General features: G+C 41.4%; 14 protein-coding genes and 1 pseudogene. 10 read left to right on the forward strand and 5 right to left on the reverse strand.

Annotated features, from left to right (window positions below; genetic code table 11):
- Positions 1-56 precede the first annotated feature (56 nt).
- Positions 57-1,034: pseudogene (locus SB658_RS05570) on the reverse strand (S66 family peptidase).
- A gap of 63 nt (positions 1,035-1,097) precedes the next feature.
- On the reverse strand, positions 1,098-1,595 hold the full coding sequence (locus tag SB658_RS05575) for an N-acetyltransferase (RefSeq protein ID WP_014477061.1): 498 nt from the start codon (positions 1,593-1,595) through the stop codon (positions 1,098-1,100).
- A 170-nt stretch (positions 1,596-1,765) separates the two neighbouring features.
- Between SB658_RS05575 and SB658_RS05580 the strand changes: the two genes are divergently transcribed.
- Both SB658_RS05580 and SB658_RS05585 read left to right on the forward strand, forming a co-directional pair.
- Positions 1,766-2,548: a VLRF1 family aeRF1-type release factor gene (locus SB658_RS05580; RefSeq protein ID WP_015251912.1), complete on the forward strand. Its 783-nt coding sequence runs from the start codon at positions 1,766-1,768 to the stop codon at positions 2,546-2,548.
- A gap of 136 nt (positions 2,549-2,684) precedes the next feature.
- Entirely contained in the window at positions 2,685-3,221 is a 537-nt protein-coding gene (locus SB658_RS05585; protein ID WP_003231280.1) for a DUF420 domain-containing protein, read from the forward strand.
- A gap of 89 nt (positions 3,222-3,310) precedes the next feature.
- Here SB658_RS05585 and SB658_RS05590 read toward each other — a convergent pair whose 3' ends face one another.
- On the reverse strand, positions 3,311-3,988 hold the full coding sequence (locus SB658_RS05590; protein ID WP_003231283.1) for a lysozyme family protein: 678 nt from the start codon (positions 3,986-3,988) through the stop codon (positions 3,311-3,313).
- Positions 3,989-4,182: 194 nt separating this feature from the next.
- Here SB658_RS05590 and czrA point away from each other — a divergent pair, with 194 nt between their 5' ends.
- Entirely contained in the window at positions 4,183-4,506 is a 324-nt protein-coding gene (gene czrA, locus SB658_RS05595; RefSeq protein WP_003231284.1) for a Zn(II)-responsive metalloregulatory transcriptional repressor CzrA, read from the forward strand.
- A gap of 26 nt (positions 4,507-4,532) precedes the next feature.
- Here czrA and csk22 read toward each other — a convergent pair whose 3' ends face one another.
- A complete protein-coding gene (gene csk22, locus SB658_RS05600) occupies positions 4,533-5,078 on the reverse strand; it encodes a mother cell-specific sporulation protein Csk22 (protein ID WP_069703918.1) in 546 nt (181 codons plus the stop codon).
- Between the two features lie 205 nt (positions 5,079-5,283).
- Between csk22 and SB658_RS05605 the strand changes: the two genes are divergently transcribed.
- The 7 genes from SB658_RS05605 (at position 5,284) to csaA (ending at position 10,078) form a co-directional block, all read left to right on the forward strand.
- Complete coding sequence (locus SB658_RS05605; RefSeq protein ID WP_069703919.1) at positions 5,284-6,225, forward strand: helix-turn-helix transcriptional regulator; 942 nt, start codon at positions 5,284-5,286, stop codon at positions 6,223-6,225.
- Positions 6,226-6,278: 53 nt separating this feature from the next.
- Positions 6,279-6,761 (forward strand): GyrI-like domain-containing protein, encoded by a 483-nt coding sequence (locus SB658_RS05610; RefSeq protein ID WP_033884023.1) that lies wholly within the window; start codon positions 6,279-6,281, stop codon positions 6,759-6,761.
- A 76-nt stretch (positions 6,762-6,837) separates the two neighbouring features.
- Positions 6,838-7,539, forward strand: coding sequence for an MBL fold metallo-hydrolase (locus SB658_RS05615; protein WP_017697554.1), 702 nt, complete (start codon positions 6,838-6,840; stop codon positions 7,537-7,539).
- A gap of 5 nt (positions 7,540-7,544) precedes the next feature.
- Positions 7,545-8,120, forward strand: coding sequence for a TetR/AcrR family transcriptional regulator (locus tag SB658_RS05620; RefSeq protein ID WP_017697555.1), 576 nt, complete (start codon positions 7,545-7,547; stop codon positions 8,118-8,120).
- A 77-nt stretch (positions 8,121-8,197) separates the two neighbouring features.
- Positions 8,198-8,941, forward strand: coding sequence for a GNAT family N-acetyltransferase (locus SB658_RS05625; RefSeq protein ID WP_069703920.1), 744 nt, complete (start codon positions 8,198-8,200; stop codon positions 8,939-8,941).
- A gap of 14 nt (positions 8,942-8,955) precedes the next feature.
- Positions 8,956-9,681 (forward strand): helix-turn-helix domain-containing protein, encoded by a 726-nt coding sequence (locus tag SB658_RS05630; RefSeq protein ID WP_080477820.1) that lies wholly within the window; start codon positions 8,956-8,958, stop codon positions 9,679-9,681.
- Positions 9,682-9,745: 64 nt separating this feature from the next.
- Complete coding sequence (csaA, locus tag SB658_RS05635; protein WP_047182724.1) at positions 9,746-10,078, forward strand: chaperone CsaA; 333 nt, start codon at positions 9,746-9,748, stop codon at positions 10,076-10,078.
- A 586-nt stretch (positions 10,079-10,664) separates the two neighbouring features.
- On the opposite strand, the gene SB658_RS05640 is transcribed toward csaA, so the two are convergent.
- Positions 10,665-13,085 carry a peptidase G2 autoproteolytic cleavage domain-containing protein gene (locus SB658_RS05640; protein WP_144500741.1) on the reverse strand — a complete coding sequence of 807 codons (2,421 nt, stop codon included), beginning with the start codon at positions 13,083-13,085 and terminating at the stop codon, positions 10,665-10,667.
- Between the last annotated feature and the right edge of the window lie 153 nt (positions 13,086-13,238).

Raw genomic sequence — 13,238 nt, forward strand, 5'->3', positions numbered from 1 at the left:
TGCGGCATGCATAACCGATTGCGCTAAAAAAGCTTGTAAAAAAATTTACAAGCTGATTAATGTTTATCAATCCATATTCGTGATGTACCCGAAATAGCTTCAATCCTGCATGTTCCTCCTATAGGGAACGTGGCAATTGGCGAGGTATGTCCGGCATTTATATTTGCGATGATCGGGATGCCGGATAATTCTTTTTTTGTTTCGATCATGGCTTTTACAAGATCCATTGATACGTTTGATGCTTTCTGAAATCTGCCGATCAAAATCGCCTTTACATGTGAAAAAGCGGGGAGGTGGATGAGTGATTGCAGATCGCGGTCAAACATATGGATGTCTGACATATAATCATCTTCAATCAATAAAATAGTATGTTCTGTTTCGGGAAAATACTCCGTTCCCTGCAGCAAATTAAGCGTGCATAAGTTTCCGCCAATTAAAGTGCCTTCCGCATAACCTTCTTAGATTACAACAGGGCCGTTATTAGGATAAAAACGCCTGTTTTCTTGATCCAAAAACCAGCGGTCATCGCTCCACTCACTTGAAGGAAGAATTTCAAACGGGTCGTCCGAAGCGCAGCAAGAAAGAAAATACTCTTGTGTATAATCAAGCCCTTTTTTCATTGCAAATGTTGAGAAGTGGGGGCCTGAATACGTAACAAGACCCGTTTTTCGATAAATTGCGTTGCAAAGAGCGGTTATATCGGAATAGCCGCACAGAATTTTTGGATGCCGTTTGATTTTCTCGTAATCAAGATAACGCAGCAGCTGATTTGAATTAAACCCTCCGAGTGTCGTTAAAATCGCTTTGACGCCTGGATCAAAAAAGGCAGCGTGCAGATCATGGACTCTTGACTCGATAGAGGATGAATCAAATTCATTACATTCATTTGCGTGTTCAGCGATGGTTACCCGATAACCTAAGCGTTCTAACGCCGTTTTTGCTCGGATTTTTGCTTCATTTGATAATATAGACATGCTGGTCGCGGGAGACACGATCCGGATTTCGTCTCCCTTTTTCAGTTTTGAGGCGTACATAGAACCCTCCATCAATGGTTTTTTACCATTACAGCATATCTTGGCTCTTTCTTCCAGACTTTTCTACAAATCAACCCACTTAATGCTGCCGGATTGGGTATCATGATCGATACATACTTTGAATTGATGTTTTTCATAAAAGTGAATCAGCCGGTCTACATGATTCCAATCCCGTTTGGCGATGTCTCCTGTGACTTTCGGTATATTGTGGTCTCTTGCTATATCTTTTAAATATTTCATGCAAATGGAACCAAACCCGTGATTCGGAGGGCCTTTTATATCGCCTATATGAATGGCATCGTCCTTGTAAGACGCTACAAGTGAAAAACAGCCTTTTCCTCGGTAAGCCGTTTTACAATCAGTTAGCATAATTTTGCATGTTTGGCCATCATCAATCGAGGAAACAATCATCCACTCATCATGTTTCGATTGATCAATACCAAGCACTTTGGCATCTTTAGATAAATCCTTCATATTCTCCTGCATGCGATAAATTTGAAATTCTAAATCATTTAATTCTTCTTCAAGCTCTTGACGATTTTTTTCTTTAATAGTAAACAAGATCAAACTCCTTTCAAAAATCAGCTTAGAAACACAGTTACCAATTGTATTAGAAGAGAGGCGTATTGTAAACAACAATTCCATTATTACTAGAAATTAGCGGAAAGTCAGGTTTGATCGTTTTTAAGAGAGGAAAAAGAAAACTAACCTGTGAAAAAGGAGGAATCGGAATGGCGATTGATTCATTGATTAACAAATTACAGTATGTCCAATTGGAACCGCCGGATAAAATTCTCTCTCTGTATCTCAATACAGACATGAGAGATCCAGAGCAGCAGGGGGGAGAATGGAAGATTGCCCTAAAGTCAGGATTCAGCCGATTAAAAGAGTATTTGGCAGCTAGTGATCCAGAGGAGGAAAAGTGTCTGGATGGAATCAGGGCTAAAATGAATCAATACTTGAATGCAATGGGAAAAGACATGCCCCGCAGTCTCGTGTTTTTTGTTTCCGACAGCGGCATATGGGAGCCTATTAAGCTTCAAGTCCCTGTAGATACAAGATTTTACTGGGAAGAAACAGCTGTCCTGGATCAGCTGAAGGGTTTGCGCCAGGCATACCCAAGTACGGCGTTTATTTTAACTCAGCAGCATGAAGTGAAAATTATTGAAACCGTTTTAGGAAAAATTGAGGCGGTGGAGCGTTATGAGTATGATATGATCAATGAGTCTTGGAAGAATAGCCATTCCGCTGTAGACAAAGCGCCACCATTTGAAGAGAACCGGATGAGGGAACATGTAACAGAGAACCAATCGAGACTGTATAAGCGGCTGGCTGCCAGCCTTGATCAAAAAGCTGCCGCGAAAAGATGGGAACGAATGGTTATTGCCGGGGATAAAGAAACGGCCGATATCTTGGATCAGCATATGAATAAACCCATTCATTCGAAAATTCAAAAGAACCTGCTGAATGAAAATGAACATAAGGTCATTGAACATTTGATAAAAGAGGCGTAAACCTAACAGGCCGGGGCTAATAGCCTCCGGCCTTTGAAGTGTGTCTAATTTCTGACGAAGCAATCGAAACCGTTGACATCTTCTTTGAATTTGCATACGATTTGGATAGCCAGTACAAATTAGGAGAGGTCACCAAATGAACCAAACAGAAAATAAACCGAAAAATTACACGGGGATTGTCCTTACGCTGACAGTTCTGATTAACGGTTTAATCGCAGTGCTGTTTTTTATGCCTAAATTAGATCAGTTCAGCCATGCGAATATTCACATTTTGCCAATGCTGAATGCGATATTCAATAGCTTTACGTTTATCTTCTTATTGGCCGCGCTGATTATGATTAAACAGAAAAATATCAAAGCTCACAAACGCTTTATTTTGGCTGCGTTCACAACAACATTACTATTTTTGATTTGCTATGTGACGTACCACTCGATTGCGGAAAACACGCTCTATGGCGGAGAAGGTATTATGCGCCCGATTTATTTCTTTATTTTAATTACACATATCTGCCTTTCTGCAATTATTGTGCCGCTTGCGCTGTTTACGCTGATCAGAGGCTTCAGCATGCAGGTGGAGCGCCATAAAAAAATTGCGAGATGGACAATGCCTCTATGGCTGTATGTAAGCCTTACAGGCGTTATTGTATATTTGATGATTTCACCGTATTATTAAAAGCCATACTCAGTATGGCTTTTTTTACGTGTAAACATGGCAAAAGCCCAAATTCATTTTTGGGCTTTTGTCAGTAAATTGATAGACTCTTATTCATGAGCCTTGGATTCCATGGTTTCAAGTGTTGCAACCTGCAAAGATTCTTCAACAGTTTTTGTTTTTTCTTTTACTTTTTCTGCATACGTATAATCACCGTAGCAATACGGATAGCGGAAATTTTTCGCATTTCCCCCGCAAGTATACAGATCAGGATTTTTTTTGACTTGCTGCTCGGAGTATTGTTTTGCCAATTCCTCAGTATGCGTTCCTCCATGTTCAGCTACAAAATCAATGTAACCTGCCCCCATGTTGTAGCTTTGAATAATGGTATCCAAATCCACGCCTTTTTCCTTACCGGTCTTGTACATGAGGGTAAATTGCTTGATGCCTTGTTTAACACTGAGTTGAGGGTCTGTTATCTCATTGCGTTTTAACCCCAGAGATTCAGAGGACTGCATGGGATCATTGCCTTTTCCTTTTGACTCCTGATACATCATGCCTAATATGAGTGATGTATAATTAGAGAGTCCTTGGCTTTCAAGCTCTTCTTCCACCAAAGGTTTGTAATCGGTTAAACGTTCCAAAACAATCGTTTTCGTATCGATCGGAAGTTTTTTGATTAAATCCCGGTTGAAAAAAAGCAGGACCAATAAAAAAGAGGCGATGACAAAGACAAAAATCATCATAAAACCCGCAGCAGCGAAACAGCCTTTTCTCTTTTTCTTCACTGTGTTTCACCCTCAATGTTTGGAGCAGTTTGACCTTTTTTATTATGACATAAGACGGTATATCAGACCAAGTAAAAACCTGATTTGAAACATAAATTTAAACTATGAGATTGAAATGGAATACAAGCAGGCTGGTTTGCACTCAAGCGCATTTGTTATAAGATAAAACTATGAATAAAGAAAGGTGATACCATATGACTGAATTTAGAGAAACGGAACAATCGGCTGCTGATCTGGACGAGGAGACGCTGTTTCTTGTCGCGCAAACATTCAAAGCGCTTTCTGATCCAACCCGAATCAGGATTCTACATTTATTGTCCCAGGGTGAGCATGCTGTAAACGGAATTGCAGAAAAGCTGAATTTACTGCAATCCACCGTGTCCCACCAGCTTAGATTTTTGAAAAATCTTCGGCTTGTCAAATCGCGCAGAGAAGGAACATCGATTTATTACTCTCCGGAGGATGAACATGTTTTAGATGTTCTTCAGCAAATGATCCATCATACGCAGCATGATTGAAAAAGACATCCTTGCTTAACACGCTGTTAGCGGGCAAGGATGTCTTTTTCTTTATTGTGTCCGTGCTGTTCGAGTTCGTTTCTGCTGAGCTTGATGACAAAAGAAGAAAAACCGATATAATAAACGGCTATCAGAAAACAGACGCCAATTGTCAGAGGGTCCGTTCCGATTGACTGACTGTATGATCCAAGGCTGTTTAGATCAGGTGAGGTAAGATAAAGCTCCGTCACTCGATACAGAAATCTTGATAGAAATAAAGTTAAGAGAATCACCTCTACCCAAATATGAGTCCGAAAATAGATCTTTCCTCTGCGTTTTTCAAAGGAGATGTTTTTCTTAGCGAAAAAGACAAGGAGCCATCCGCCAAGAATGCCCAAAATGAGATATCCATATAAAAAAGGGTGAATGGCGCTGAAGATTGAAAGGCCAAAAGCAAACAGCGAGAAAAGAATGATACGGGTGAACAGCCAGCGGGGCTTCAGCGGCTGGTATCCGATGGACCTTTTAATTTTTTTATACAGAAAAAAGATGATGATCATGGCAGGATAAACGCTCTGCAGTGTAAGATGCATGATGTGAAATCCCCTCCGTTGAGAAGTGTATGCTTATCCGGTCAGAAATAGTAGCTGAAATAAATACTGAACACAAAAAAGAAGGGGAAACCCCTGTTTTCATAGCATATGCGAGGTGTATTCCGCCGCATAATAGATATGCCCAAGCTTTATCAAAATGTTATGATTGTTTTGTTGGAAAATACAAGAAGAAAAGGTGCGCAGAATGAAACTGGAACGTTTGTTAGCGATGGTTGTGTTATTGATCAGCAAAAAACAAGTGCAGGCTGCAGAGCTTGCTGAGCTGTTTGAAGTATCTGTCAGAACAATTTACCGTGATATTGAGACGATCAATAGGGCTGGTATTCCGATTGTGACCTCACAGGGTTCCGGGGGCGGAATTGGCATCATGGAAACGTATCGGCTTGAAAGAGAGTGGCTGAAGGAGGAGGAATTGTTTGCAATTGCTTCCGCTTTGCAGAGCGTTTCATCTATGTATGAACCCGTTTCTCACAGCACAGCCTATCAAAAAATCAAACACCTTATACCTGAGCAATCTGCTCAAGCATTTAAGCACCAAACAGAAAAATGGTTTATTGACATGACGGCTTGGGGCCATACTGAGGATCAAAAGACGCTGCGCGAGAAAATCAGCGCTGCCATCGATCGATTGTCAACGATATCTTTTACATATACAAGCGCAAGCGGGGAAACACTACTTCGGGAAACTGAACCTTATACATTGGTTTGCAAGGCGGGGCACTGGTATTTATATGCCTACTGCCTGGTAAGAAATGATTTTCGCTTTTTTAAACTGAACCGGATGAAAGATCTGGCCATCTTACATCAGACATTTATCAGAAAAGACATTCAGCTGGACACTTTGCCATGGGATAAGAGTTGGTACCAAAAGGACCGTTTAACTGAATTGGTTATTCTTGTTCAGCCGTCAGCACGTCAGCGTATAGGTGAATGGTTCGGATATGATGTCCTTCACTGTTGTGAGGAAGATGAAATCTGCCAGGCGGTGATTTCACTTCCAGAAGATCAATGGCTGATCGGTTTTTTGCTCCAGTTCGGAAAGGATATTGAGGTTCTGCAGCCTCTTCATATAAGGGATAAAGTAAAAGAAACCATTCATCACATGCAAAAAATATATGAAACCTGACACACTGCTGTCAGGTTTCTTTGTCTATAATCTTAAAAAAAGGAGGAGATCGTATGGGCTTTTCACATATAACACACTTAGACCTGAAACGATTTGCCGGACTGTCACAACGGACAAGCAACGCACTGGAAATGACGGAAGAAAGGAGGATTCCGGCACTGTGGGATCAATTCTGGAAGCAGGATATGAGCGCTCTTTTATCACAGGCTGAAAAAGACAAGAGCATTATTGCCTTATATTCGAATTATGAACAAGAGACGAATGGGTTTTATACGTTTTCAGTCGGAACGTTTCAGGAATACGACGACATTCTTCCGGGACCATATGAAAATATTGATTTGCCGGCTTCCGCTTACGCCGTTTTCACTTCCAGAATCGGTCCTATTGAAGAGATTGTGCTTGAAACGTGGAAGGAAATTTGGACTTGGGATAAGCGGCATCTGCGCACGTTTACAGGTGACTTTGAGATGTATGATCAAAATGCCGCAGTGCCACAGCGAGCACAAGTTAACATTTATGTAGCGATAAAAAAATAATAAACTCTTGAAAAACTAATGGTGTTAGTTAATAATAAAACTAACACCATTAGTTTTTGTTAGGAGGAATAAAAAGATGAGAATGACTCAGTACCAAACGGTTTGGCAGCTGACTTTTTTTCCAGCATTGTTTCCGGTTAATTGCTATTTAGTAGAGGAAGAAAACGAAGTCACCCTTATTGATGCCGCACTGCCAGGCAGCTATAAAGGGATTATTCAAGCTGTGAATCAGCTTGGAAAACCGCTTCAGCATATTTTACTGACTCATGCACATGGGGACCATGTCGGATCACTGGATACATTGGCACAAACATTTCCGCATGCAAAGGTCATGATCTCGGAACGGGATTCATTCTTGCTCCAAGGTGACACATCCTTGCGGCAAGATGAGCCGCAGACGCCTATAAAAGGAGGTATTCCGAAACACATACAAACAAAGCCTCACCAACTGCTGACGGGCGGTGAAACAATTGGTTCTCTGCTTGCCATTCCAACACCGGGCCATACACCGGGCAGCATGTCATTTCTTGATACAAGAAACGGCACTTTAATAGCAGGAGATGCGTTTCAGTTGCGCGGAGGAATCGCTGTATCAGGTCAGATAAAATGGACGTTTCCTTTTCCCGCTTTCGCCACATGGAATAAGGAGGAGGCCATCAAAAGCGCACAATTGCTCGCCGATAAGGCGCCTTCCTGTCTCGCTGTCGGACATGGAAAATTCCTGCGATCACCTTCAGAGCGGATGAGACAGGCGATCCAAAAAGCAAAGAAAGGATGATGAGCATGTCACCGAGAATAGGTTTGACCCAAAAAATGATTGTAGACGCTGCAGCAGAGATTGCCGATCAGGAAGGGGTAAATGGTGTCTCACTTGCCGCACTTTCTAAAAAAATGAATGTTCGCCCCCCGTCATTGTATAACCATATCAACGGGCTGCAAGCGATCAGAGCAGAACTTGCTGTCAGAGGACTGACAAAGCTTTTTGATCAAATGGCGGACTCCGTAACCGAACGAAAGGGAGATTCCGCTATGCTTTCTTTAGCTCATGCATATGTTGATTTTGCAATTGAAAATCCCGGATATTATGAAGCGGCTCTGCTTAAGGTTCAGGACAAACGGACGGAAATCGTCTCTGACCAAATTGTCTGTCTTGTGACGAAGCTGCTCATTGAAAACGGCTATGCAAGTGAAAAGACTGCCATTCATGCGACAAGGGGGCTCAGAAGCCTGCTGCATGGCTTTACTGCTTTAATCGCAAAAGAAGCATTTGAACGTGAGGAGGACATTTTAGAAAGCCTGTCATTTTCAATTAGGACATTTTTGTCAGGATTATTAATAAACAATAAAAATATTATGTAAACAAACAAATGGATGTCTTATATTTCTGAATATTGTATAATATCAAGGGAGTATACATAGGGGAGAGGCATTATGCAATGGATGACATTCACAAGATTGAACGGTTAGCGGCAGCTTCATGGCCGGCTTATTTTCAAAAAAGCATAGGGAAATGGCTTCTCAGAGCGAATTTTGGCGTAACCAAAAGGGCAAATAGCGTATGGACTTCTGCGGATATGCCTGAAGGGGATTTTCAGCTAGAGGCCGAACTTTTTTATCAAAGTTTAGGCTTACCTGTTTGTTTTCATATTAGCAACGCATCACCGAAAGGGCTTGATGACGCATTGGCAGACAGCCGTTATGAAAAGGTAGACGAGTGCTTCCAGATGACAGCGTTGTGCCGGTCAATTATGAGCCGAACAAATGACAACAGCCGATTTACATACAAGTGGGAACAAGAGCCATCATCTGTTTGGATAGATGAATTTATTCAATTAGAAGGGTTTTCACCCGAGCGTCACAAAGGTTACAAACACATATTCGAACGCATGCCGCCGTGTAAAACTTTTTTCAAGATGTATGACAAAGAAAGCCTGACAGCGCTTGGCACGGTTTCTGTCATTGATGGTTATGGCGGACTTAGTAATATCGTTGTAGCTGAGGAGCACAGAGGAAAAGGGGCAGGAACCCAAGTGATCAGGGTGTTGACTGAATGGGCAAAAAACAACGGAGCGGAACGCATGTTTTTACAAGTGATGAAAGAAAATCTGGCGGCAGTTTCTTTATATAAAAAAATCGGATTTTCGCCTATATCGGAACACCATTACCGGATTAAAAGATGACCAAAGGAAGGGGTTTGCTGATGGACTCGCTTCAAGAGATGATTTGCGAAAAACGGACGTACACACGCCTTTATCATTCACATAAGCACGCATACAGCCAATTTCTTTTTCCGCTTGAAGGGAGTATTGATCTTGAGACTGAAGAGCGCCAGGTGAAATTAAAGCCAGATCATTTTTTATATATTCCTCCGCAGTGTGAGCATCGTTTCCGTTCTATCGGAAGAAATGAATGTCTTGTACTGGATGTTCCGCTTCATGCAATGAAAATTGATGAGTATCGTGCAGGATCGGGAATTGAAGCTGCCCTCGATCCTTTCTGGTCTTCAATCAGGTACTTGCTGACAGAGGAAGCAAAGGCCGGAACAGCCAACTCGCTTCATATGCTAGTACAATACATAAAAGAAAAGCTTCAATCCCATAGCTATGCCTCAATTGCATACATTCACAGCCATTTATTTGAGCGGCTGACGATTAAGAAGCTGGCAGAAATCGAGCATTATCACCCAGCTTACTATTCAAGCTGGTTCAAAAAACAGACAGGGAAGTCCCCGCAGAACTATATTGCCGACCTTCGCCTTGAGGAAGCAAAACGAATGCTGATGGAGAGAAATGAAACCCTTACCGTCGTGAGCGAGGCGCTGGGCTTTCAAAACCTTTCTTCTTTTACAAGATGGTTCACGAAAAGCACAGGAATGCCGCCCCGCCTGTATCGAAACACCTTATATTCAGATAAAAAATAATGGCTATTTGGTTAAACAAATCTTGAATATCTCCTTTACAATAGGAGAAAAAGGAGTTATTGATATGGCAGTCATTGAAGACTTTGAGAAATTGGATATCAGAACGGGAACAATTGTAAAAGCGGAAGAATTTCCTGAAGCAAGAGTACCGGCAATCAAGCTTGTGATAGATTTTGGGACTGAAATCGGCATAAAACAATCGAGCGCACAAATCACGAAGCGTTACAAGCCAGAAGATCTCATCAACAAGCAAGTCATAGCAGTCGTGAACTTTCCGCCCCGCCGGATCGCCGGATTTAAATCGGAAGTCTTGGTCCTCGGCGGCATACCCGGCCAGGGCGACGTCGTCCTTTTGCAGCCGGATCAGCCTGTCCCAAACGGCACAAAAATCGGATAACGCAAAAAAAGACGTTTGCCTAAGGCAAACGTCTTTGCGTATTGAGGCGATGCACCACACGCCACATTCGTGTGTGCCGTAAGGCATGTACATCGGCTTACACAATTCAGCTCATCGCTATATGAATATAGCATGGAGGGCGAAGGAATGCAAGGATTACTTTTAGTAACGGTGAAATGAATTTATAATGGAAAGAGTTTTCATTTTATTTGTAAGAAAAAACTCAGTGAGATTTAGGTGTGATCTTAATGCAGTTTGTATCGACTTACAGATGATAAAAGAACAATACTTTTAATAAGCCTCATGAAACATTTTCAATTTGTAAATACTTAAAGGATATATATGGTGTATTTGCTATAGAAGTCTAATATGATATCCATTTACTCATTTCAATAGCAACTTTCATGAATAACGAGAAGGAACAGCTGTCAAAATTGTTTTGATTATAATATAAGTTAATTACGATAGTATATTAAGGGTATTTTGGTATATATTGAAAATTGATAATAACATACAAGGAATAACGAACCTAGAAAAGAGATTTAATTATTTGGATAAACATATATTGAACTGGTCGGCGTATCCACTATTTGATGAAGGTTAGAGCGATACCATACCCTTTTTCTGATGTGTAAGCAGAGGTTATTTTCATTACTTTCCAGCTTCCTTCAGCGGCTTTTGTTCCTATTCCATTATGTGCCGTAAGATAATCTCCTTGATTGACAGTTTCGTCAATACGAACATAATGTTGGCCTACCAACCCTACTACGTGCCATTCGTCTCTTGCTGCCCGTGAATGATAATTTGCCTCCAGCGCTGTATCGTAGTCTGGATTTTGTTTGGGAACACGTATGAGTTCACCGCTTTCCTCATCAGTCACCGTTTCATAAATAAATCCGCCGAACTCATTTGTCAAATAACGCCCCTGCCAGACGAAACTGGAGGCTCCTGAAATGAAAGCTGAAGTTTCTGAAATAACGCCAAGCATATAATCTCCAACATTCGCGGGCACAATTTTTTCACCTCTTAAAGTCACGATTGTACCAGTATGGATTAACTGTCCAGTTGTACTCTCAAAATACTCTACATATCCACCTAAAGAAGAACTGATTGCACCGGCAAACGTCCCGTTTCCCCGAACAGAGTCAAGAAGCCACTTTATTGATTGGTGACCTCCTGCCACGGTGTATGGTTCCTCAAGTATAATATTTTCAGAAGACAGTATTGTTCTTGACGCATGGTTTCCTCTAATATGTGCGTTATTTGAAGAAGCGATTAATGCGCGAGAGCCTTCAGTACTGGAGCCTCCAGAAGAGCTAATGACCGCATTTCTTTCTCCACGGGCCGTAATGTCGCCGGTACCTGCTATAACTGCGCTTGTTTGGTTAACAGCAAAGCCAGAGGTCGTTGCAAGCTGTATGCCTCCTTTCAAATTGATTGGAACTTGTTGGTATGTTTGACCTTTGATTGAGGCTGCCACACTATAACCTTCTGATTGTACACCGAGAATTGTGGCCTGATTATTGGGGGACTGAATTCCAACTGTCCCATTGTCAGTAATCATCGTTCCATTTAGAATATTGACATTGTAGAGGCCTCCACCGATTGAAATTCCTTTTGGAGCAGATTTATAAATATCAAAATTTGAAATTTTTATATAATCAGTTTTATTTGATCCGCCTGATAAATTAATATCAACACCGGCTTTTTTAAACCCGCGAATTTTAATACCATTAATGGTTATATTTTGGCTGCGATATTGCAAGGCTACGACAGGGTTTTCTTTATAATCATAGTCTGGATCACCAATCGCTGTGAATCCGCTTACATTAACGTTTTTATATGCCGAAATAACCAGCGCTCTTGGGGTCACAGCATCGTAAAGCGAGTTGAAAACTGGTTCAACTGCTGAACAATCAATGAGTGTGACATCGTATGCTGTTGTGCTTTCAGGATCTGTAATTTGATGGTGACCAATATGACGAAGATCAAATGCACGAACATCGCGATAAGAAATATGGCCTATGATATGGACGTTTTGAGAGGCCGGCCACAGTTCATGGGCTTTTACTTCAACTCCGCGGATGTTGCCGCTTGTAAAGTTATTCAAAAGCCACACATGCCTAGAGCCGTCGTCAATTTCTATTCCGTTGGAGTTTGAAACACCTTCAGCAAATTCTGTTCCCCGCGGATTTCCTGAGTGGCAGTTTGAAATAAAGATGTATTCGCTATAATGGGTGGTAATGCCGTCGTCTCCTGAACCATATGTCACACAGTTATCGATCCAAATATATCTTGATCCGTCTTTTGTCCAATCGGTATCAGGTAAATGGTCATACGTTGGCGATGTAATATCAATACCATGAAGACCTGCGTTAATCGCTTCCACATCTTTGATCCACCCATATTCAACCTTAGCAAAAGTTAAACAACTGGAGAACTGTCCCCCTGGATTCCTCACACCGCATTGTCTACTTGGATTCCAGTCTAATGACATTCCTTGGACAAAAATATTGCGATTTCCATTTTGATAATCATCATTTGTAATCACCCATTCATGCGCTGGAGTGTCTTCATGCAATTTAATCACTGTGATTCCTTTACCTTGTCCAACAATTGTTGTCCAAGATGGAAGTTTAATCCCTTGAACGAGGTATTCTCCCGCTGGAACATGTACTTTGACTCGGCCATTCCCGATTGCTTTTCGAAAAGCTTCAGTATTGTCTCTTCCATCTGGAACAGCGCCGAAGTCAGCCACATTTACTTCCCGGGTGATTTTAGATAAAAGCCTATAGTATTCCTTGTCGAGACGTTCTTTTAAAAGAGAGGTGACCTCTCCTTCGGCCGTCACCCTTGCGTCAGTAACTTCGATATTTTGGTCTGTAACCGAGTGCTTAATAAAGTTTTGCATTCTTGTCTTAATATGTTCTAATTCGGATGAAAATTCGGGGTGAGACTGAGAATTGGCGTTTAGAGAAGGATCAGGGCAGTTTTTAAAATGAACCATTCTAAAGACACCTCTTTCTTTTAATATAAGCGCTGTTTTGTCTTTGAGATAAGGAGTTAGTATTTCTTTTGGCGCTTATCTTTCCAATTCTGTATTTGTTACAAAATTCCTTTAGGATTATTCTGGTTTTCAAGAAATGTAAGTCAATGAAAA

The sequence above is a fragment of the Bacillus sp. SIMBA_008 genome, from assembly GCF_046535495.1.
Taxonomy (GTDB): Bacteria; Bacillota; Bacilli; order Bacillales; family Bacillaceae; genus Bacillus; species Bacillus subtilis.

Coding starts and splice junctions, on each gene's coding strand:
- SB658_RS05580 (WP_015251912.1), top strand. CDS start 1,766: ATGGCGATTGATTCATTGATTAACAAATTACAGTATGTCCAATTGGAA.
- SB658_RS05585 (WP_003231280.1), top strand. CDS start 2,685: ATGAACCAAACAGAAAATAAACCGAAAAATTACACGGGGATTGTCCTT.
- czrA (WP_003231284.1), top strand. CDS start 4,183: ATGACTGAATTTAGAGAAACGGAACAATCGGCTGCTGATCTGGACGAG.
- csk22 (WP_069703918.1), bottom strand. CDS start 5,078: ATGCATCTTACACTGCAGAGCGTTTATCCTGCCATGATCATCATCTTT.
- SB658_RS05605 (WP_069703919.1), top strand. CDS start 5,284: ATGAAACTGGAACGTTTGTTAGCGATGGTTGTGTTATTGATCAGCAAA.
- SB658_RS05610 (WP_033884023.1), top strand. CDS start 6,279: ATGGGCTTTTCACATATAACACACTTAGACCTGAAACGATTTGCCGGA.
- SB658_RS05615 (WP_017697554.1), top strand. CDS start 6,838: ATGAGAATGACTCAGTACCAAACGGTTTGGCAGCTGACTTTTTTTCCA.
- SB658_RS05620 (WP_017697555.1), top strand. CDS start 7,545: ATGTCACCGAGAATAGGTTTGACCCAAAAAATGATTGTAGACGCTGCA.
- SB658_RS05625 (WP_069703920.1), top strand. CDS start 8,198: ATGGATGACATTCACAAGATTGAACGGTTAGCGGCAGCTTCATGGCCG.
- csaA (WP_047182724.1), top strand. CDS start 9,746: ATGGCAGTCATTGAAGACTTTGAGAAATTGGATATCAGAACGGGAACA.
- SB658_RS05640 (WP_144500741.1), bottom strand. CDS start 13,085: ATGGTTCATTTTAAAAACTGCCCTGATCCTTCTCTAAACGCCAATTCT.